This is a genomic window from Nitrincola schmidtii (assembly GCF_008973715.1).
Taxonomy (GTDB): domain Bacteria; phylum Pseudomonadota; class Gammaproteobacteria; order Pseudomonadales; family Balneatricaceae; genus Nitrincola; species Nitrincola schmidtii.
Genome location: NZ_WBOL01000018.1, coordinates 21,529 through 42,352, shown reverse-complemented (window position 1 = coordinate 42,352; position 20,824 = coordinate 21,529). Strand labels below are relative to the sequence as shown.

The 20,824-nt window shown below is 46.9% G+C and carries 19 protein-coding genes and 2 tRNA genes; 14 read left to right on the top strand and 7 right to left on the bottom strand.

Annotated features, from left to right (window positions below; translation table 11 throughout):
* Positions 1-35 precede the first annotated feature (35 nt).
* The 13 genes from folP to pnp all read left to right on the top strand — a co-directional run bounded on the left by folP (position 36) and on the right by pnp (position 12,748).
* On the top strand, positions 36-902 hold the full coding sequence (gene folP, locus F7R24_RS13805) for a dihydropteroate synthase (RefSeq protein ID WP_151671850.1): 867 nt from the start codon (positions 36-38) through the stop codon (positions 900-902).
* Position 903: 1 nt separating this feature from the next.
* On the top strand, positions 904-2,253 hold the full coding sequence (gene glmM, locus F7R24_RS13800) for a phosphoglucosamine mutase (protein ID WP_151671849.1): 1,350 nt from the start codon (positions 904-906) through the stop codon (positions 2,251-2,253).
* 47 nt (positions 2,254-2,300) lie between these two features.
* Positions 2,301-3,080, top strand: coding sequence for a triose-phosphate isomerase (gene tpiA, locus F7R24_RS13795; RefSeq protein ID WP_151671848.1), 780 nt, complete (start codon positions 2,301-2,303; stop codon positions 3,078-3,080).
* Positions 3,081-3,084: 4 nt separating this feature from the next.
* Positions 3,085-3,459 carry a preprotein translocase subunit SecG gene (gene secG / locus F7R24_RS13790; protein WP_151671847.1) on the top strand — a complete coding sequence of 125 codons (375 nt, stop codon included), beginning with the start codon at positions 3,085-3,087 and terminating at the stop codon, positions 3,457-3,459.
* Between the two features lie 32 nt (positions 3,460-3,491).
* A tRNA-Leu gene (locus tag F7R24_RS13785) sits at positions 3,492-3,577 on the top strand.
* 13 nt (positions 3,578-3,590) lie between these two features.
* Positions 3,591-3,667: transfer RNA gene (locus F7R24_RS13780), tRNA-Met, on the top strand.
* A gap of 471 nt (positions 3,668-4,138) precedes the next feature.
* Positions 4,139-4,594, top strand: coding sequence for a ribosome maturation factor RimP (gene rimP / locus F7R24_RS13775; RefSeq protein ID WP_151671846.1), 456 nt, complete (start codon positions 4,139-4,141; stop codon positions 4,592-4,594).
* Between the two features lie 30 nt (positions 4,595-4,624).
* Complete coding sequence (gene nusA, locus F7R24_RS13770) at positions 4,625-6,115, top strand: transcription termination factor NusA (protein ID WP_151671845.1); 1,491 nt, start codon at positions 4,625-4,627, stop codon at positions 6,113-6,115.
* A 27-nt stretch (positions 6,116-6,142) separates the two neighbouring features.
* The gene (gene infB, locus F7R24_RS13765) at positions 6,143-8,701 is read left to right on the top strand and encodes a translation initiation factor IF-2 (protein ID WP_151671844.1); all 2,559 of its coding nucleotides are present in this window, start codon (positions 6,143-6,145) and stop codon (positions 8,699-8,701) included.
* 9 nt (positions 8,702-8,710) lie between these two features.
* Complete coding sequence (gene rbfA / locus F7R24_RS13760; protein WP_151671843.1) at positions 8,711-9,103, top strand: 30S ribosome-binding factor RbfA; 393 nt, start codon at positions 8,711-8,713, stop codon at positions 9,101-9,103.
* A 3-nt stretch (positions 9,104-9,106) separates the two neighbouring features.
* Positions 9,107-10,063: a tRNA pseudouridine(55) synthase TruB gene (gene truB, locus F7R24_RS13755; RefSeq protein ID WP_151671842.1), complete on the top strand. Its 957-nt coding sequence runs from the start codon at positions 9,107-9,109 to the stop codon at positions 10,061-10,063.
* Positions 10,064-10,189: 126 nt separating this feature from the next.
* Positions 10,190-10,459: a 30S ribosomal protein S15 gene (gene rpsO, locus F7R24_RS13750; RefSeq protein WP_151671841.1), complete on the top strand. Its 270-nt coding sequence runs from the start codon at positions 10,190-10,192 to the stop codon at positions 10,457-10,459.
* A gap of 180 nt (positions 10,460-10,639) precedes the next feature.
* Entirely contained in the window at positions 10,640-12,748 is a 2,109-nt protein-coding gene (pnp, locus tag F7R24_RS13745; protein WP_151671840.1) for a polyribonucleotide nucleotidyltransferase, read from the top strand.
* A gap of 302 nt (positions 12,749-13,050) precedes the next feature.
* Here pnp and F7R24_RS13740 read toward each other — a convergent pair whose 3' ends face one another.
* From F7R24_RS13740 to rsuA, 4 genes are all read right to left on the bottom strand, one after another.
* The gene (locus F7R24_RS13740; protein ID WP_206057564.1) at positions 13,051-13,773 is read right to left on the bottom strand and encodes an extracellular catalytic domain type 1 short-chain-length polyhydroxyalkanoate depolymerase; all 723 of its coding nucleotides are present in this window, start codon (positions 13,771-13,773) and stop codon (positions 13,051-13,053) included.
* A gap of 450 nt (positions 13,774-14,223) precedes the next feature.
* On the bottom strand, positions 14,224-14,880 hold the full coding sequence (locus tag F7R24_RS13735; RefSeq protein WP_151671839.1) for a YciC family protein: 657 nt from the start codon (positions 14,878-14,880) through the stop codon (positions 14,224-14,226).
* An 8-nt stretch (positions 14,881-14,888) separates the two neighbouring features.
* A complete protein-coding gene (locus F7R24_RS13730; protein ID WP_151671838.1) occupies positions 14,889-15,977 on the bottom strand; it encodes a class I SAM-dependent methyltransferase in 1,089 nt (362 codons plus the stop codon).
* Positions 15,974-16,684, bottom strand: coding sequence for a 16S rRNA pseudouridine(516) synthase RsuA (gene rsuA, locus F7R24_RS13725; protein ID WP_151671837.1), 711 nt, complete (start codon positions 16,682-16,684; stop codon positions 15,974-15,976). The genes F7R24_RS13730 and rsuA overlap by 4 nt, the downstream gene beginning before the upstream one ends.
* A gap of 205 nt (positions 16,685-16,889) precedes the next feature.
* Here rsuA and F7R24_RS13720 point away from each other — a divergent pair, with 205 nt between their 5' ends.
* Positions 16,890-17,729, top strand: a complete 840-nt coding sequence (locus F7R24_RS13720; protein ID WP_151671836.1) for a 6-carboxytetrahydropterin synthase — start codon at positions 16,890-16,892, stop codon at positions 17,727-17,729.
* Positions 17,730-17,812: 83 nt separating this feature from the next.
* Here the strand turns inward: F7R24_RS13720 and F7R24_RS13715 are convergent, their stop codons facing one another.
* From F7R24_RS13715 to panB, 3 genes are all read right to left on the bottom strand, one after another.
* Positions 17,813-18,994 carry an acetyl-CoA C-acetyltransferase gene (locus F7R24_RS13715; protein ID WP_151671835.1) on the bottom strand — a complete coding sequence of 394 codons (1,182 nt, stop codon included), beginning with the start codon at positions 18,992-18,994 and terminating at the stop codon, positions 17,813-17,815.
* Between the two features lie 151 nt (positions 18,995-19,145).
* A complete protein-coding gene (gene panC / locus F7R24_RS13710; RefSeq protein ID WP_151671834.1) occupies positions 19,146-19,994 on the bottom strand; it encodes a pantoate--beta-alanine ligase in 849 nt (282 codons plus the stop codon).
* A gap of 5 nt (positions 19,995-19,999) precedes the next feature.
* Positions 20,000-20,791 (bottom strand): 3-methyl-2-oxobutanoate hydroxymethyltransferase, encoded by a 792-nt coding sequence (gene panB, locus F7R24_RS13705; RefSeq protein ID WP_151671833.1) that lies wholly within the window; start codon positions 20,789-20,791, stop codon positions 20,000-20,002.
* Positions 20,792-20,824 lie beyond the last annotated feature (33 nt).

Below are 20,824 nucleotides of genomic sequence, written 5' to 3'. Positions count from 1 at the left end.
CCTTTAAAAGCTAAGAAGTTATTGGAATTTACACTATGTCGACTAGACCCACGCTTCAATGTGGTGATCGCCTTCTCGATCTATCCGTTCCGTCCGTTATGGGGATTCTTAATGTTACGCCCGATTCCTTTTCAGATGGCGGTCAATTCTATCAACACAATGTATTAACCATTGATTCTGTATTGCGCAAAGCAGAGCAAATGATCAAGGATGGTGCGAAAATACTTGATGTTGGTGGTGAGTCAACGCGTCCAGGCGCTGCTCAAGTCACAACTCAAGAGGAGATGGATCGAGTATTGCCAGTAATAGAGCAGCTTCGTCAGCTAGATGTCATTCTTTCACTTGATAGTAGTGATCCTCGAGTAATTGAAGCAGCTGTTGGATTAGGTATCGGATTAATAAATGACGTGAGAGCCTTAAGGAAAGAGGGGGCTGTTGAAGTGGCGGCTAACTCAGGGTTGCCAGTGTGCCTTATGCACATGCAAGGGGATTCGCCACAAACCATGCAGGATAAGCCAAGCTATGCTTCAGTTGTAGATGAAGTCATAGCGTTCTTAAATGATCAGGTTGACCGTTGCGCAAGTGCTGGTATCGAGAAAAGTAAGATTCTACTTGATCCAGGATTTGGATTTGGTAAAACCTTTAGGCATAATTTAATTCTATTAAATAGATTGGATCAGTTGGTGGCTTTAGGCTATCCGGTACTCAGTGGTAGTTCTCGCAAAAGTATGTTGGGATTGATTACAGGAAGAGAGTCTAGTCAGCGTCTCGCCGCAAGTCTTTCAAGTGCTATTATGGCAGCCCAAAAGGGTGCGGCAATTATTCGAGTGCATGATGTTGCTGAGACAGTAGATGCATTGAACGTATGGAAAGCAACCTGCGAAGAACATTGGGAGAGTTAAATTGACACGCAAGTATTTTGGAACAGATGGTATCCGTGGAGAAGTAGGTACTTTTCCAATTACGCCTGATTTCGTATTGAAGTTGGGCTGGGCAGCAGGTTGTGTGTTTGCTCGTGAAGGTCGAAGTAAAATTGTGATCGGCAAAGATACGCGTATATCAGGATACATGTTCGAGTCTGCCTTAGAAGCAGGTTTGTCGGCTGCTGGGGTTGATGTATTACTGACTGGCCCGATGCCCACTCCTGCAATTGCCTATTTGACCAGAACCTTCCGTGCAGATGCTGGGATAGTGATCAGTGCATCACATAATCACTATCAAGATAATGGGATTAAGTTTTTCTCGGCAAAAGGTACAAAGTTGCCCGATGAGATAGAGCAGGCTATTGAGGCTCAAATGGATTTAGCTATGTCCACAGTTGCTTCAAATGAGTTAGGAAAAGTGCGGCGTATTGATGATGCTGCGGGTCGCTATATCGAATACTGCAAGGGAGTCGTGAACGGAAACCTGAAGCTGAAAGGATTAAACCTTGTTCTTGATTGTGCCAACGGAGCTACCTATCACGTGGCTCCTAATGTATTCGAGGAATTAGGTGCGAAGGTTCACGAAATTGCATCGAGTCCCAATGGTCTAAATATTAATTTGCAGTGCGGTGCTACGGACGTTAAGGCATTAAGCAAGGCGGTTCTTGAGAAAGGTGCTAGCTTAGGGGTCGCTCTTGATGGTGATGGTGACCGAGTGATTATGGTTGATCATCAAGGTGAAGTCGTTGATGGTGATGAGTTGCTTTACATCATTGCTATGTCGATGAAACAGCAAGGTATGCTGGCAGGTGGTGTGGTTGGTACCTTAATGTCCAACTTTGGCTTGGAACAGGCGTTTAAACGAGAGCAAATTCCGTTTGTTAGGGCTAAGGTAGGCGATCGCTATGTTATGGAGCAGTTACAAATTCACCAATGGGATTTAGGTGGTGAAAGTTCGGGTCATATTGTGTGTAAGCAGTTCAGTTCAACCGGGGATGGAACCTTAGCAGCCTTGTTGGTTTTGAAGGCGATGGTAGATACAGGAAAAACCCTTGCAGAGTTAAAGCAAGGAATCACTAAAATGCCTCAGAAAATGATCAATGTAGCAGTGCCTAAGGGTGTAGACCCACTTTCCGTTAAAGCCGTTCAAGAGGCTGTTGCTGCGGCTGAACTAAAACTAGGTGATACAGGTCGAGTGCTTTTACGTCCATCTGGTACAGAGCCTTTGGTTCGTGTCATGGTTGAAGGTGAAGAGGCTGAATTAGTTATTGATCTGTGTAAAACACTTTCTGAATCAGTAGAAAAAGCATTGGCTGGACTTGTATCCTGATATCAACTCAGTTAAGATTTGCGCCTCTTTTAAAAGGAGACATATCAATGCGTAAAGCGCTGGTAGCAGGAAACTGGAAAATGCATGGAAGAATCAATCAGAATATCAATCTGATTGGTGATCTGGTCGAGCAATTGTCGCCGATAAAAGAGAGCGTAAGCATTTTAGTCTGCCCCCCTTTGGTTTACATAAATCAGGTAGGTGGGTTGCTAAGTGGAACCGGTATTAACGTTGGTGCGCAGGATGTATCTCGTTTTGAAAAAGACGGAGCGCATACCGGAGATTGTTCAGCTGAAATGCTTGCAGATATGGGTGTCAGTTACGCCCTTGTTGGTCATTCTGAGCGTCGTTCTGAATATCAAGAGACAGATGCAGTTGTCGCGTTAAAGCTGAAAAACCTTCTTCAAGTAGGAATCAAGCCGATCTTGTGTGTTGGAGAGAGTTTAGAGCAGCGTGATGCAGGCTTAGTAGAAAAAGTGATTGCGGATCAGATCTTGGCGGCTTTTTCAGGGCTAAGTGTTAAAGAATTATCGAATGTGGTTTTGGCTTATGAGCCAATTTGGGCGATAGGAACCGGTAAAACGGCTTCCCCCGAACAAGCTCAAGCAGTGCATGCCTTCATTCGTCAGATGCTTGCTTCAGGCTATGGTAGCGAGTTTTCTGAACAAGTCACTATTTTATATGGTGGTAGTGTAAAAGCTGCCAATGCTGATCAGTTGTTTAGCCAGCCGGATATTGATGGCGGTTTGATAGGTGGTGCAGCTTTAGTTTCTGAAGAATTCACGGCTATTTGTCGCGCAGCGGCTACTAGCCCTAAAAATGGTTGAGAAAATGGAAATACTGGTTCTGATTGTACATGTATTACTTGCCGCAGCGATTATCGGTTTGGTATTGCTTCAGCAGGGTAAGGGTGCAGAGGCCGGAGCTTCATTTGGTGCTGGTGCATCCCAAACTGTATTTGGTAGTACTGGTAACACTGGCTTTATGGTAAAAATTACCGCTTTGGTCGCTGCTATTTTATTTGCGACAAGCTTCGCTCTAGCTTATTTCGCCAAAGAGCGCGCTATGAGTGTGAGTGAAGTTGGTATTCCTTCGTTGCAAGTCATTGAGTCTGCTGCAGAGCGTGCACAGGAGCTTCCAGCTCTTGAGATTCCTCGCTCAACTAGTTCAGGTGCAGCGTCAAGTGATATCCCAACTGCTGATTAGGTTTTATATTTGATTGCAGTTGTTCACGTTTAGCCGACGTGGTGAAATTGGTAGACACGCCATCTTGAGGGGGTGGTGAGCCTAGCTCGTGCCGGTTCGAGTCCGGCCGTCGGCACCATTTTATGTTTTGATGCGGGGTGGAGCAGCTTGGTAGCTCGTCGGGCTCATAACCCGAAGGTCGTTGGTTCAAATCCAGCCCCCGCTACCACTTTCTATAGTAATCCTCTCAGTTCTTTTCGACCTTACTCAATGTGAAGCGTGAGTGGTTGTGAGAAAGGGCTGTGATTGCTATAATATTGCAGCTTGAAAATAGATTGCCAATTGCGTTGATTGTTTTTTTGCTTGGTATCTACGATTTGTTAGCTGGCGAGATGATGTGGACTTGAGTTTTTATGTCTGCGCGCTCTTTGAGGTTTCATTTTGATCTCCATTTTGAAGATCAAAAAAGAAAAAAGCCCCTCTTTAGGGGCTTTTTCGTAGGTGAAATAGGGCGTATAGCCAGCAGAAATGGGTCCCAATGTGACCCATTTTTTGTTAAAGAACATATGTTTATGACTAATCTCCATGGTGTTGTGAGTTTAGTTAATCCGCAAAAAAATGTTAGTCAGCAAGTATTGCTATTTACTGACAAGTTTCATGAAAGGTAAACGGTGTAATGTACACCTAAGAGGAAAGTAGCGTGTCAGCTAAAATTAAACAGCTGGAAGAATTGATTAAACCTGCAGTTGACTCTCTGGGGTTAGAGCTCTGGGGTATTGAATTTCAATCTGCAGGTAAGCGCAGCACATTGCGCATTTATATTGATGGGCCAGAAGGTGTCACAGTTGATGACTGTGCACGAGTCAGTCATCAAGTCAGCGGTATTTTGGATGTTGAAGATCCAATAACAGAACAGTATTTACTCGAAGTGTCTTCACCAGGAATGGACCGTCCCTTATATCACTTAGCGCAATACCAAGCCTATGTGGGGCATGTGTTGGAAGTGAAGCTAAGAGTTCCATTTGAAGGTCGTCGTCGATTCAAAGGCATCTTAAATGGTCTTGAAGGTGATGAGATTCTGTTGGTCGTAGATGATAACGAGTATTTGTTGCCAATTGATTATATTGATCGTGCTCGATTGGTACCGCAATTTTAAGCGTTTAAAGGTTCAGGTGAGGCTGGGTAAATGAATAAAGAAATATTACTGGTTGCTGAAGCCGTTTCAAATGAGAAAGACGTGCCAAAGGCTGTCATCTTTGAAGCGATTGAAGTGGCATTAGCAACCGCGACAAAAAAGCGTTATGACGAAGAAGCGGATATCCGCGTTCAAATTGATCGCTCTACAGGTGACTATGAAACCTTTAGACGCTGGTTAGTTGTTGATAATACTGCAGTGCCTGCGTTAGGTACTGAACTGACTCTCCAAGAAGCAATGGAGATAGATACTGCATTACAGCCTGGTGATATGTATGAAGAGCAGGTTGAATCAGTTGCCTTCGGACGTATTGCAGCACAAACGGCTAAACAGGTTATCGTACAGAAAGTTCGCGAAGCTGAGCGTGCGAAAGTCGTTGATCAGTATCGTGACCGCTTAGGTGAGTTAATTGCTGGTTCGGTTAAGAAAGTCACCCGAGATAATGTCATTATCGATCTGGGTAACAACGCCGAAGCTTTGCTTCCACGTGAACACTTACTTCCGCGAGAAAGCTTCCGTATGGGCGATCGTGTTCGTGCGGTGCTTGACGAAGTTCGTGCTGAAGGTCGTGGCCCTCAATTAATTTTAAGTCGTACTGCTCCTGCCATGTTGGTTGAGCTGTTTAGCTTGGAAGTTCCTGAAATAGCGGAAGAAGTTATTGAAATTCGTGCCGCTGCACGAGATCCGGGTTCACGTGCCAAGATCGCGGTAAAAACTAATGATGGTCGTATCGATCCCGTGGGTGCCTGTGTTGGTATGCGCGGCTCTCGTGTTCAAGCAGTAACTAATGAGCTTGGTGGTGAGCGTGTTGATATCGTGCTGTGGGATGACAATCCTGCGCAGTTAGTTATCAATGCAATGGCACCTGCTGAAGTTGCTTCGATAGTCATTGATGAAGACAGTCACTCGATGGATGTCGCGGTTGCCGAAGAAGCGCTAGCCATGGCTATCGGCCGAAACGGTCAAAACGTTCGTCTTGCTAGTGAAATGACGGGTTGGAAGCTGAATGTCATGAGCGAAGCTGTCGCTCAAGAAAAGCATCAATCTGAAGTTGGTCGTGTACTGCAATTGTTCATTAATCACTTAGATGTTGACCAAGAATTGGCGCAAGTGTTGGTTGATGAAGGATTCACGTCGCTTGAAGAAGTTGCTTATGTTCCAGTTGATGAAATGCTGGAGATAGACGGTTTTGATGAAGATATCGTTGAAGCTTTAAGAGCACGTGCTAAAGACGTATTACTGAATCTGGCCATTGCCAGTGAAGAGCAGTTGGAGTCTTCTGAGCCTGCTGATGACCTTCTTGAGATGGAAGGAATGGACCGTGCGCTTGCTTATCAACTAGCAGCGAAAGGTGTCATCACTATGGAAGATTTAGCTGAGCAATCAGTTGATGAATTAATTGAAATTGAGGGACTTGATGAAGAAAGGGCCGCTGAACTCATTATGACAGCGCGTGCACCTTGGTTTTCAGAAAGTCAGTAACAGTCAACGGAGAAGAGGAACCCATTTATGGCAGAAGTAACCGTTAAACAACTTGCCGATGTGGTTGGTGTATCCGTTGAGCGTTTGCTCAATCAGATGCAAGATGCCGGTATCAAAGGTAAGTCAGACACATCAATGGTGTCAGAATCAGAGCGTCAAACATTACTGACGCATTTAAAAAAATCCCATGGTGAAGAAGGTGCGGCGGCAGAGCCGAGCCGAATCACCTTAAAGCGTAAGACTACCTCTCAATTGAAGGTAGGCGCTGCTGGCAAGCGTAAAACCGTTAACGTTGAAGTGCGCAAAAAACGTACCTATGTTAAGCGTGAAGAGTTAGAAGAAGCGCCTAAAGCTGACGATGTTGTAGAGTCAGTTGAAGCATCGGTAGCGTCTCCAGCCGTTGCAGCTCCTGCTGCTGTTGAAGCAAACGTCACCCAGCAAACTGACGCTAAAGTTGAGCCAGCAGCTGTTCAGCCTGCGGTTGAAACGCCTGAAGTTAAACAAGTGGAAACACTGGTTGCAGACGTTATCGAGCCTGCTGTCGCTATTGATCAGCCTGTTGTTGTCGCAGCTGAAGTTGATGTCGCGGAAGATAAGAAAGGCGCACCTCGTAGCAAAGTGAAGGAATCACGTGTTAAAGGTCGTGGTCGCGATGAAGATGAAACGCCGCGTCGTGGTAAGCCTGCTGCAGCTCGTAAAGGCGCACCCGCTCTTAACGAAGATAATCAGCGTAACTCTACTCGTCGCCCTGGCAAGAGTCCTAAGCGTGCCATGGGTCGTGGTCGACCCAATCAAAATCAACACGCTTTTGAAAAGCCGACAGCACCCGTCGTTCATGAAGTGAGCGTTCCTGAGAGTATCACGGTCGCAGAATTGGCTAAGAAAATGTCAATTAAAGCGGCTGAAGTGATCAAAGTCATGTTCAAGATGGGCGCCATGGCAACCATCAACCAAGTGCTTGATCAAGATACCGCTGTTCTGGTTGTTGAAGAAATGGGCCATAAAGCGGTTCCATTACAAGAAAATGCGATTGAAGATGCATTACTTGAAGGTCTAAAACAGCATGGTGGCGAAGCCTCAACCCGTGCACCTGTCGTGACCGTTATGGGTCACGTTGACCATGGTAAAACGTCTTTGCTTGACTATATTCGTGAAGCCAAAGTCGCTGCGGGTGAGTCAGGTGGTATTACCCAGCATATCGGTGCCTACCATGTTGAAACCGATAACGGCATGGTTACCTTCCTCGATACCCCAGGACACGCGGCCTTTACAGCCATGCGTGCTCGTGGTGCTAAGTTAACCGATATTGTTATCTTAGTCGTTGCCGCTGATGATGGCGTGATGCCACAAACAGAAGAGGCGATTCAACACGCCAAAGCCGGTAATGTGCCTATCGTAGTTGCCGTCAACAAGATCGATAAGCCTGAGGCTGATCCTGATCGTGTGCGCAATGAGTTATCTCAGCGTGATGTTATCTCTGAAGAGTGGGGCGGTGATGTTCAGTTCGTCCATGTTTCAGCGAAAACAGGTGAAGGCATCGATGCATTGATTGATGCAGTCCTACTGCAAGCTGAAGTTCTAGAATTAACAGCCGTCAGCGATATGCCTGCGAGCGGTGTGGTCGTGGAATCGCGTCTTGATAAAGGCCGTGGTTCAGTGTCCACCCTGTTAGTACAAAACGGGACGTTGAAAAAAGGCGACATCGTACTGGCCGGACTTCATTACGGTAAAGTGCGCGCCATGCTTGATGAAGCTGGGCGCCCTGTCGAATCTGCAGGACCAGCAATTCCAGTTGAGATTCTAGGTCTCGATGGAACACCCGATGCAGGTGATGAGTTCACGGTGGTGTCTTCTGAGAAGAAAGCCCGTGAAGTGGCACTCTTCCGTCAAGGTAAGTTCCGTGAGATTAAACTGGCGCGTCAGCAGAAAGCTAAGCTGGAAAATCTGTTTGAAAACATGCAAGCCGGTGATGTTAAGTCGCTAAATATTGTTCTAAAAGCAGACGTTCGTGGCTCGTTGGAAGCGCTGACCAATTCACTTGAAGATCTCTCTACAGATGAAGTGAAGGTTAATATCGTTTCCAGTGGTATTGGTGGCTTTGGTGAAACAGACGCCAACTTAGCGCTAGCATCTTCAGCTATCATGATCGGCTTCAACGTTCGTGCGGATAACCAAGCGAAAGCGATCGTCGAGCGTGAAGAGCTTGAGTTACGTTACTACAGTGTTATCTATGACATTATTAACGATGTGAAACAAGCAATGGGTGGTTTGTTATCACCTGAATATCGTGAAGACATTGTTGGTATCGCTGAAGTACGTGATGTGTTCCGTTCGCCGAAACTCGGTCTCATTGCGGGTTGTATGGTTATCGAAGGGACTGTTCACCGTAACAAACGCATTCGTGTTCTTCGTGATAACGTGGTTATCTACGAAGGTGAGTTAGAATCCCTGCGTCGCTTCAAAGATGCTGTTGCTGAAGTTAGAAACGGCATGGAGTGTGGTATCGGGGTGAAAAACTATAACGATGTTAAAGTCGGCGATCAGATCGAAGTCTTTGACACCATTGAAGTACAGCGCACGCTGTAACGGAGAACTATGGCTCGCGAGTTTAAACGTACAGACCGGGTAGCAGACCAGATCCAACGGGATCTGGCGATGCTGATCCAACGCGAAATCAAAGACCCTCGTTTGGGTATGGTGACCCTCAGCTATGTCAAGGTCAGTAAAGATCTTGGCTACGCTGATACCTATGTCACCGTGATGCCGCTAGGAAATCAGGATGAGGCAACCGTCACACCTGAGTCTTTGGCCGTGCTTAATAATGCTGCTGGCTTCTTGCGTAAGGAATTAGCTCGTGGAATTAAGTTACGCGTGATGCCACAGCTACGCTTTCATTACGACGAAAGCGTGGACCGTGGCAGACGATTGCATAGTTTGATTGAGCAAGCTTACCAGCAGGAGCAGAAACGCTCCGATTCTGAGGAGTAATCTTTGGCACGTAAACCTAAGGGCCGTGCCATCGATGGCATTTTTTTGCTCGATAAGCCTGCTGGCATGAGTTCCAATAAGGCGCTTCAGCAGATTAAGCATCTATATGGTGCGGCAAAAGCAGGACATACTGGTGCGCTAGACCCTCTAGCCACCGGCTTGTTACCTATCTGTCTGGGTGAAGCCACCAAGTTTTCCCAATACCTCCTTGATTCGGATAAAGCCTATCTGACCACCGCCCGATTGGGTGAAAAAACAGATACTGCCGATGCTGATGGAGTCGTGATAGAAACACGTCCGGTACCTGCTTTACTGGATAAAGATCAGATTGAAACGCTGTTAAAAACGCACTTTTCAGGTCAAATTGATCAAGTTCCGCCTATCTATTCCGCCTTGAAAGTTCAAGGGCAGCCTCTGTATAAACTGGCCCGTAAAGGGATAGAGGTTGAGGTTAAGTCTCGACAGGTGACCATTCACTCGATACGTTTACTGGCAATCAGAGAACAAGAACTCGATCTCGAAGTCTTTTGCTCTAAAGGCACCTATATACGCAGTATTGTGCAGGATCTGGGTGAACTATTAGGCTGTGGGGCGCATGTCAGTCGTTTACGGCGTACACATGTCGGCGGCTATAACGCTGCGCAAATGCTCGACTTTGATCAACTACACGCAAACATCCAGGCATTGCCCGAAAGCACTAGCGAGTGCATACAAAACTATCTAGATGGGTTATTATTGCCACCCTGGAGTGCGATTGAAAGTTTGCCCTTATGTGAGCTCACAGAAGAGCAATCGATTGCCTTACGTCAAGGTAAAAGACTGGCTAATTTAGGTCTGGCAACCGATGCTGTTTGGCGAGTGTTTGCAGAGCCCAATGGACAATTTCTTGGACTCGCAGAAACGGATGCTAACGGATGCCTTAAAGGCAAACGTCTGATTCGTACCGATACTTCAGAATGAATTTTTAAAACAAACATAGGTCAAAAGATCTGTGTTTACTGACGCAGTACTGGAAATATGCCCGGCCCTGCGCGTCTACTAACCAGCAACCTAAGGGTTGTGAGCATATTGTTAAAGGAGAAAGAAATGGCATTAGCTACTGAGAAGAAGGCCGAAATCGTTGCTGAATTTGGTCGTGGTCCTGGCGATACTGGTTCACCAGAAGTACAAGTTGCACTGTTAACTGCAAACATTGTTGGTTTACAGGATCACTTCAAAGCTAACAAGCAAGACCACCATTCACGTCGTGGTTTGATTCGTATGGTTAACCAGCGTCGTAAGCTTCTAGACTACTTGAAGCGTAAAGATGCTGACCGTTACCTCGAATTGATCGCTCGTTTAGGTCTGCGCCGCTAAGCTTTTGTAATACCCAGGGCCATATTCGTATGGCCCTGTTTTTTTCAGCACTAAAACATTGACAATCATCTGGCCTGTACTCAGGTGTAGGTTGCTAACAGCCTATAGCTGAGTACTGGCTCAAAGAATAGCATGGTTGGTTTTGGTTGCTGATACTCTAATTGAAACAAGGAGTTTATCGTGCAAGCGATTACCAAAACGTTCCAATACGGTGAGCAAACCGTTACCTTAGAAACAGGTAAAATTGCGCGTCAAGCCACCGGTGCCGTCATGGTTACTGTGAATGAAAAAACACAAGTACTCTGTACCGTTGTGGGTGTTAAAGAAGCGAAAGAAGGTCAGGATTTCTTCCCTCTTTCAGTTCATTACCAAGAAAAATACTACGCAGTCGGTCGTATTCCTGGTGGTTTCTTCAAGCGTGAAGCACGCCCTACTGAAAAAGAAACCTTGACGTCGCGTCTAATCGACCGTCCTATTCGTCCGCTTTTCCCGAAAGGCTTCATGAATGAAGTACAGGTCGTGTGTCAGGTGATGTCTTCTGATAAAGCGACCGATCCAGATATGGCCGCCATGATCGGTACGTCAGCAGCGTTGGCAATCTCTGGTATTCCTTTCCAAGGACCTATCGGTGCGGCACGCGTTGGCTTTACTGAAGAAGAAGGTTATATCCTTAACCCTAGTTATGCCAAGTTAGCCGTTTCTGAGCTAGACATGGTAGTAGCGGGTACTTCTGACGCAGTGCTGATGGTTGAGTCAGAAGCGAAAGAATTAACCGAAGATGAGATGCTAGGTGCTGTCCTGTATGCTCATCAAGAGATGCAAGTCGTCATTACCGCGATTAACGAGTTTGCAGCTGAAGCTGCTAAGCCAACGTGGGATTGGACACCTGCAGCGAAAGATGAAGACTTAACCGCTAAGGTACAAGGTCTGTTAGGTAGTCGTTTAAGTGATGCTTACCAAGTTGCTGACAAGGTTCAGCGCCAAGATAACGTTCGCGCACTACGTGACGAAGTGGTTTCTGCCTTGGCAACCGGCGAAGAAAATGCGCCTTCAGCGGAAGCCGTTAAAAAAGTCTTTGGCAGTATCGAAAAAGATACCGTACGTGGACGTATTGTTGATGGTCTTCCACGTATCGATGGCCGCGACACCAAAACGGTTCGCCCTATCAATGTGGAAATCAATACACTACACAGTGTACATGGTTCTTCATTATTTACGCGTGGTGAAACGCAAGCTATCGTTACCTGTACTCTCGGTACAGCACGCGATATGCAGATTATTGATGCGATTGAAGGTGAGCGTAAAGATAACTTTATGCTGCAGTATAACTTCCCATCTTACTCTGTCGGTGAAGCCGGTCGTATGGCAGGCCCTGGGCGTCGTGAGATTGGTCATGGACGTTTGGCGCGTCGTGGCGTTCAAGCGATGCTGCCTTCACTAGATGAGTTCCCATACACCATTCGTGTCGTATCAGAGATCACTGAGTCTAACGGTTCAAGTTCGATGGCATCAGTATGTGGTGCATCGCTTGCACTGATGGATGCGGGTGTGCCGTTGAAAGCTCCAGTTGCTGGTATTGCGATGGGTCTGGTCAAAGAAGGTGATCGTTTTGCTGTCCTGACTGATATTTTAGGTGACGAAGATCACCTAGGTGATATGGACTTCAAAGTAGCGGGTACTGAGAGCGGTATTACCGCTTTGCAGATGGATATCAAAATTACCGGTATCACTGAAGAGATCATGGAGATCGCTTTAGACCAGGCGATGCACGCGCGTAAGCACATTCTTCGCGAAATGGCGAAAGTGATTGGCTATAGCCGTCCAGAGCTGCCTGATAATGCACCTGCAATGACTCAGCTAAAAGTGAATCCTGAAAAGATCCGTGATGTGATCGGTAAAGGTGGTGCGACCATTCGTGCCCTGACTGAAGAAACGGGTGCTGCGATCGATATCGAAGATGACGGTACCGTTCGTGTGTATGCAGATAACAAAGAGAATGCTAAAAAAGCAGTCGATCGTATTCTTGCGATTACCGCTGAAGCCGAAGTGGGCAAAATCTACGAAGGTAAAGTCGTTCGTCTAGAAGAATTTGGTGCGTTTGTGAACATTCTGCCAGGTAAAGATGGCTTAGTTCATATCTCTCAAATCGCCAACGAGCGAGTGAAAGCCGTCACTGACTATATCAAGATGGATGACATCGTGAAGGTTAAGGTACTCGATGTTGATGTGCGTGGACGCATCAAACTATCCATGAAAGATCTGGAAGAAGACGAGTCCGTTAGCAACTAAGGCTAAGGCTTTCCCTGCATCTAAACTTAAAAAAGCGCCTTGAATTTTATTCTTGGCGCTTTTTTATTGCAAAGAGCATGACTGTTTGACAAGGTTTTGGGCGACAAATACTAACAAATAGTGTTGGAAACGGAATCCGTGACATCAGATTTTTATGTGCTTAGTGGCGATAATCCGCTTTATCAGTGAGATGGAAGCAGTTTGTACTGTCGCGCTACAAACGCCCAGACCATGCGTGAGGCATCAGGGCCGCGCGGGTCGCTAAACTCGCTGCCACTGGTTGCACCACCACTCCATGCATGTCAAAGAGACTCAATTCCAACCAGGCTGGCTACGGTTTTCGCGCCGCACTTGAAGTCCGTGATGGTCATTGGGTAGCGTTTACCCCGTTGTATTTTACGTGCAGCACACTTGCGTGCACCGGCTGCTTCTGCCCAAGCGTTTACCGCAGAGAGCCCATTACTGGCGGCCACCACGTTATCCCTATCTCCGTGAATCACTAGCAATGCTGGCCAAGACTTGGCCATGGTTGCAGGTGTAGCATTCAAACTTCCCGCTTCACGAAAACCATGCATAGCAGCAATCGCTGATAGAGTCGAATACGCAGTGCCGGGTGGAATTCCGGAGTGCATCACTACCGCTTGAAAACGCTCTGGATGACGCGAGACTAACAATACGGCCATGCTGGCACCTGCAGAGAGTCCTGCTACCGCTACCCGTTCAGTATCGATCGGATAAAGGAGGCAAGCCTGATCGATCGCATTCATGATCAGCTCAGCTTCCCCGAACGCTCGACCCGCTGTCGTATCAAACCAGTTCCAGCAGCCCTGCGCATTGGATAGACGATCTTGTTCAGGGTAGAGGACTATAAAGCGTTCACGATCTGCAACCCGGTTCATGCGCGTGCTCATCGCAAAGCTTTGTGCGTCTTGACCGCACCCATGCAGCATGACCAGCAGAGGTACACGCTCATTCGTGCGAATGTTAAGAGGTCGATAAACTTGGAAGCTACGAGCACCGGTCACTCCAATAGCTAGCCCTGGAAACCAGAGACCCTTGCCTGGTGGTGATGTGTGTGCGGCCTGCTTCGCCTTGGTAACGGCGAGGGTCGCTGCACGTTTGACTTTACCAGATCCAGAACGAACCGCCTTTCGCGTAGCCGTTGTCAGCCCGCGAGCGATGATATTACTCCATGAGGTCGTGCGACGACGCTTGACTATGTTATGCGCTCCTGTGCTTTAACGAACAGAACGAGCCTTAATGCGCGCTCTTTAGTAGTCGTTTAAACTAAAAACTTGACTGCTGACGTTACGATCGAGGATAACACCGCAAACTGTCTGCAATACCCGAGGGTAAGCTACAGACGTAAACGTGTCTGTTTACTATTGCACATATGGAGTAATTGCTAGTAACTAATCATCGTTGATAGTCAGTTACTAGTCGTATTTTACTGAGCGTCCCTTACTGGGCGTCTCCTACCGAGCGTCTCTCATCGCGCTAAATACGCGAAAGCCAAATACTGTCAGAATGACGCCGCAAAAGTCGACGACCAAAGAAAATAACATGCCAACAACATTGGCACCTACGATCTGTTGAATCAGCATTTCTAGAAGAAACAAGGATAGGAAAATGAGGATAAAACCTTGCAGCATCATCCAAAAATAGGGTTGTGTTTGCGACCAGCTTTGCTTTAACGATTCTGTAGCAGACTTGTTTTCTAATACACAAATATAGTCCGCGAAAGCTAGACGAACGCCTACCACGACACCGGGGACAATCAGCGCTATTAATCCCAGCATGACCGCCAGTCCATTTAGAAGATAGGTAATCAATAAGCGTCCCCAGCTGGTCATACCTAAACTGATCGCATTCATCGGTGATAAGGGTTTTCCATCAAGCACAGATTGCATATAGAAAATGGTGGCACCCCAGTAAAGTGGTAGTAAACCCAGTTGAAGTAATCCAAGTAGTAGAAAGCCGCCGGCGCCTTCGCCCTCACTGACACCCATGTTGCCTTGCATAATAAAACCCAGCACCCCGATGAGTGCTAAGAAGGGTAACTGTATCGCTGCCAGGGTGATAAAATGCTGTCTAAAAAAGAATAAAGACTGACGTAAGTATTCGAATGTCATTGAGGTTCCTATTGATCGCTGGTGTGCAAATATTTGGTTTTACTCGCTTTAGGCTGTCTTAGGTGTATCAGCTTAAAATGATTATTTTCTGTGTATACGGATATGTTAGCAAAATATTTACTGGCCTTCTGTTCTATTGCAATATGTTTATTGACCACAAAGCAGGCGTTTCCGTTCGATTTTAGGCAGCGTGCCGCTGCAGCAACAAACCGTTCGGTGAGTTCGGTATTGGTTGCAAACCCACTGTGAAAGGGTGGGTTACACAGAATGGTGTCATATTGATCGCTAACTAGGTCACCCGCATTAGAGGCTATGACGTGACCTGATAAATGCCGCGCAGCCAAATTCGCTTCACAACACATCAGTGCAGCCGCATTATTATCAGTACACGTCAAGTGCGTTTGCGGTCCGGCGGCTTTAAGGCTGAGATAACCGTATCCACAGCCTAAATCTAAGACTTTACCGCTCAAGGGAAGAGGCTGGTCTAGCATCCCAGGTAAATGTTCTATCAGAAAGTGGCTCCCTGAGTCGATCTTTTGCCAGCCATAGACCCCTGGTTTACTGATAAACTGAAAGCCTGTGTCGAACGAATCCAATACTTCTCGAAGCTGGGGATAGTTGTGATCATCCAAGGGCTCTCCTGCTTTACCAGGGTTGGAAGTTATTTTACCAAACCACAGGCCTCCGCTGATCTTTTTCTCTTCTAAGTTACCGCCAAGACGTGTGGCTGCACGCTTATTAAAGCCACGTATGCCTTCACTTTTGTCGCCAATGAGGCAGAGTTCTCCACCGGGTTTCAGTAGTCTGGCGGTTTGGTTAATCAAAAAGTGTACTAAGGATTTTTCTTTTGGCAGTCGCAGTAATACGCAAGAGAGGCTTGATTCTGCAATATGGCTAGCGTCAAAGTCACTAAAATTTGCTGGCCAGTGATGTTGCTTAAGTTGCTGATACAGGTCGTAGCGATTAGTGATCGCGCTAATCCCTTTAATGGTGGTAGGTAAGGTCAGAATATTTTCATCAACCCACCACAAGGTTTCACTGGGTGCTTCGCGTAAAAGTTGCAGTAAATACTGGTTGGCTGGATCAATGACGCTCATGTGTTATCTTTCTCTTTAAACACTGACGCGATCTCCTCTTCCGTCAAGTCACGGTATTCACCAGCTGCTAACTCTGGATCAAGGACGATCTCTCCGATCTGTTCGCGATGCAGTGCGACGACACGGTTATCCAGTGCAGCAAACATACGCTTTACTTGATGATAGCGGCCTTCCGTCAAGGTTAGCAGTACTTCGGTATCGCTTATGCGTTGCAGTTGAGAGGGTTTAGTTCGCTTGGCTTCACTGCGTAAAATAATGCCTTGCTGCAGCAAGGTTTCTGCATCAGGGCAAAGGGGTTCATCTAGAAATACCCGGTAGCGCTTAGGCAGTTTGTGACGGGGTGAGGTGATGCGGTGTGACCATTGACCATCATCAGTGAGTAACAATAATCCCGTGGTGTCTAAATCTAACCGTCCCGCGATAATCAGCTTCTCAGCAGCAGGTAAGTCAATCAGCGTCAATGCGGTGACATGCGTAGGGTCATCGTTTGAGCAAACATAGCCATCAGGTTTATGCAGCATCAGATAACGAGCACGAGGCTCTGACAGTCGTTCACCATCCAGGATGATGACGTCTTCGCTACTCACATGGCGTCCACTGTCTTTCTCTTCTTGATCATTCACCTTGACCAATCCAGCATGCAAGCGTTTCTTAACGTCTTTGCGTGAAAGTCCGGTGGTTTGTGCAAGGTATTTGTCCAGTCGCATGGGTTTTCCAACGTTGAAAAAAAGAAGAATTATAACGTAAGCTGGATCAAAGGTATGCCATGACAAAATGGCATCAGAACGAAAATAGTCATGCCTATCGAGACATAAAAGGGTATCGATAGCTTTCCCTTACAGTTTGTATCATGAAAAGCCTTTCCCTTTAGGCTAAAATGATGGTCTGTTTAGATGATTTCAAGAGGCCTGTGTGAAACTATTTGTTGATAACCTTACCCATGTGGATTTTTCCTACCTGCATCCGCAGAGAGGATTAATGGGAGAGTCTTGGGAAGCACAGTTAGTTCTTGAAGGGAAGCTTGATCAGCAGGGTATGATTTGCGATTTTGGTGTGGTGAAAAAACGCATCAAAACCTGGTTAGACGCCAACCTTGATCATATGCTGGTGGTCGCTACCGGTATGGCAGATTTGAGCGTTGAGCAGTATGACGGTCAAACAGAAGTTGGTTGGCGCTATCCGAATGGCAAACACTTTTTTTGTAAAGCGCCAGATCAGGCAATTGCGTTAATTCCCATTGCTGAAATACAACAGCAAACCGTTGCACGTTGGTGTGAAGATCAGCTGCTGGCGTTGTTTCCAGAGCAAGTAGAGTCTTTAGAGTTACGTTTTGTGGCTGAACCTATTGAAGGTGCCTTTTACCATTACAGTCATGGATTGCAGCAACACAAAGGCAATTGTCAGCGAATCGCGCATGGACACAGATCACGTGTGCAGATACGCATAGATCAAAAGCGTCGACAAGATATAGAGCAATACTGGGCACAACAGTTTGCTGATATCTATTTAGGAACCCGTGATCATTTGGTTCAGGATGACAAGGATCACTTAACCTTTCGTTATGAAGCTCCTCAAGGTCAATTTGAACTGACCTTGCCTAAGCAGTGCTGCTATATGATGGAGACTGAAACGACGGTCGAGCAAATTGCACAGCATCTTGCAGATCAGGTGCGTGAAGAGTTTCCAGATTCTCAGGTTGAAGTTCGAGCATACGAAGGAGTCGGTAAAGGGGCTATTGTTTGTTATCTCTAACCGCCCATAAAAAAGCCAGTAGATAAAAATCTACTGGCTTTACGAGTTTTACTGACTGTGCTTTACCGCTAAAGGTTTGACGGTTAGTCGCGCTCTACAGCCAGTGCAGTTCCCATACCACCACCGATACACAGAGTGGCTAGGCCTTTCTTAGCGTCACGCTTGTTCATTTCGTGCAATAAGCTGACGAATACACGGCAACCGGATGCACCGATAGGGTGGCCCAGTGCAATAGCACCGCCGTTAACATTGACTATATCGGTGTTCCAGCCTAGATCCTTGTTAACAGACATGGCTTGAGCAGCAAAGGCTTCGTTGGCTTCAACAAGCTCTAGATCATCTACCGTCCAACCCGCTTTCTCTAATGCTTTTTGAGTAGCGCAGATAGGGCCGGTGCCCATGATTGCAGGATCGACACCTGCAGATGCATAAGACTTGATACGCGCTAAGGGCTTCAAGCCGAGTTCGGCAGCTTTTTCTGCAGAGCAAACGATCACTGCAGCAGCACCATCGTTAATGGTAGAGCTGTTTCCTGCGGTGACGGTGCCATCTTTTTTGAATGCTGGACGCAATTTGGCGAGTGCATCGAGAGTACAGCCCAGACGTGGTTGCTCGTCAGTATCAAAGACCACTGGATCGCCTTTGCGCTGTGGAATAACGACAGGAATGATTTCATCTTTGAAACGACCCGAGGTAACAGCCGCTTCCGCTTTATTCTGTGAAGCAACAGCAAAGGCATCTTGCTCTTCACGGGTAAAACCATATTTCTCGACGATGTTTTCGGTTGTGATGCCCATGTGGTAGTTATTGAAGGCATCCCATAAACCATCAGTGATCATGGTGTCGACCATCTTCCAGTCGCCCATGCGTGCACCATTACGTGAATTTGGCAGGATGTGAGGAGAAGATGACATGTTCTCTTGACCGCCCGCAACGATCATTTCTGCATCACCACAACGAATTGCTTGGACAGCCATTTGAATCGCTTTAAGACCAGAGCCGCACACTTTGTTGATGGTTAGTGCAGGTACTTCTTTTGGAATGCCTGCATGGATCAATGCTTGGCGAGCAGGGTTTTGTCCACAGCCTGCTGTCAGGACTTGACCCATGATGACTTCGTCGATGTTTTCGGGTGCAATGGCGTGTTTTTCTAATAAACCTTTAATTACGGTAGCGCCTAACATGGCCGCTGATTGAGACGCGAGCGAACCATTAAAAGCACCGACCGCTGTACGTCCTGCAGCAACAATAACAACTTCACGCATAGGAATTCCTCATTGGGTGTTAACTAATTCAAATGAAGGTTGGAGCAAAAAATATTTCTGAGTCTGCGTGAAACCTGCGGTAGCTGTCAAGCTTCACGTTATAGACTATTGTCGGTAGGGTATATTGCGTTAGCTGTGTTGCAAAGCTGGATCACAGATCCAGCTCTTGATTATCAATTAAGCGCGAGGGGCCCATCCAGGCAGCGGCAAGAATGACCAGCTTTTTATCCTCTGCGTCTGCAGGTGCAAGATCAGTTCTGCGTACGATACGGAAATAATCCCGTCTAAAACCCGATGCTTCAAGCGCTAAGGTGGCTTCGTGCTCGAGTTGGCTATAGTCACTGCGTCCTGATGTTATTTGCTCAGCAGTCTGGCGAATAACCTGACGCAAAGCGGGCGCTTGCTGTAATTCAGTGGCTGACAAATAACCATTGCGAGAACTCAGGGCTAATCCAGATTCTGCACGGACGACGGGCACTGAAATAATCTCAGTAGCGATGCACAGGTCGCCGACCATTTTTCTGACAATGCGTAGCTGCTGATAATCTTTTTCACCAAATACGGCAATGTCAGGCTGGACGATATTAAACAGCTTGCACACGACCGTCGTGACACCGGAAAAGTGACCTGGACGCGCTTCCCCACAATACAAGTCAGAAAGAACGGGCACCTCGACGCGGGTCTGGCTGTCTCGGCCATTAGGATAGACTTCATCCTCATTGGGCGCGAATAGGTAATGACAGCCTGCATCTGTTAACTTGCGCTGATCTTCTTGCAGTGTACGTGGATAACTACTCAGATCTTCGTTTTTTCCAAACTGTAGCGGGTTGACAAAAATACTCGCGACAACAATATCTGCCGATTGGACGGCTTTATCGACAAGTTGAATGTGACCCGCATGAAGATTGCCCATGGTGGGTACAAATGCAATGGTTCGACCGGCTTGACGGTGAGCTTTTAGCTCATTTCGTAAACTTGCGATCGTAGCAAGGGTAAGCATCCTGATTAAAAACCTTCAGATTGATTCGGAAAACTGCCATCTTTAACGGCTGCATGATATTGGCGAAAGGCATCTTCAATGCTGCTAGCACCTTCCATAAAGTTTCTGGAGAAGCGAGGTCTTCGACCGGGTGTGATGCCCAGCATATCGTGCATGACGAGCACTTGTGCATCCGTATCTGGGCCCGCGCCAATACCGATGACGGGAATATCTACATTACGCGAAATCTCAGCACCTAGAATACTGGGAACACATTCTAATAGAATCATACTGGCTCCGGCTTGCTCTAGATGACGAGCATCTTCAATCATCTGTTGAGCGCTGGCGCTATCTTTACCCTGAACACGGTAACCGCCCAGTTTATTAACCGCTTGAGGCGTGAGTCCTAGGTGAGCACAGACGGGTACACCACGATCTGCCAAAAGACGAATGCTTCGATCTAACCAAGCACCACCCTCAATTTTAATGATGTGGGCGCCTGCTTGCATCAGTTTGCCTGCGCTGTGCATACACTGTTCATCGGTTGCATAACTCATAAACGGAAGGTCAGCCATGATCATGGAGCCTTTGTTGCCTCGGGCAACGGCGGTGGTATGGTAAACCATCTCATCTAAGGTGACGGGCAAAGTGCTGTCATGACCTTGAAGAACCATGCCGAGAGAGTCGCCGACAAGAATCATTTCGACACCAACCGAACTGATGATGTGCGCAAAGGTTGCATCATAGGCTGTCAGGACAGAAAATTTTTCACCTGATTGCTTAAGTTTTGTTAGTGTGTGAAGTGTGATGTTACTCATAGAGGGGTTCCAGACTCATTCTATCTGTCAGTA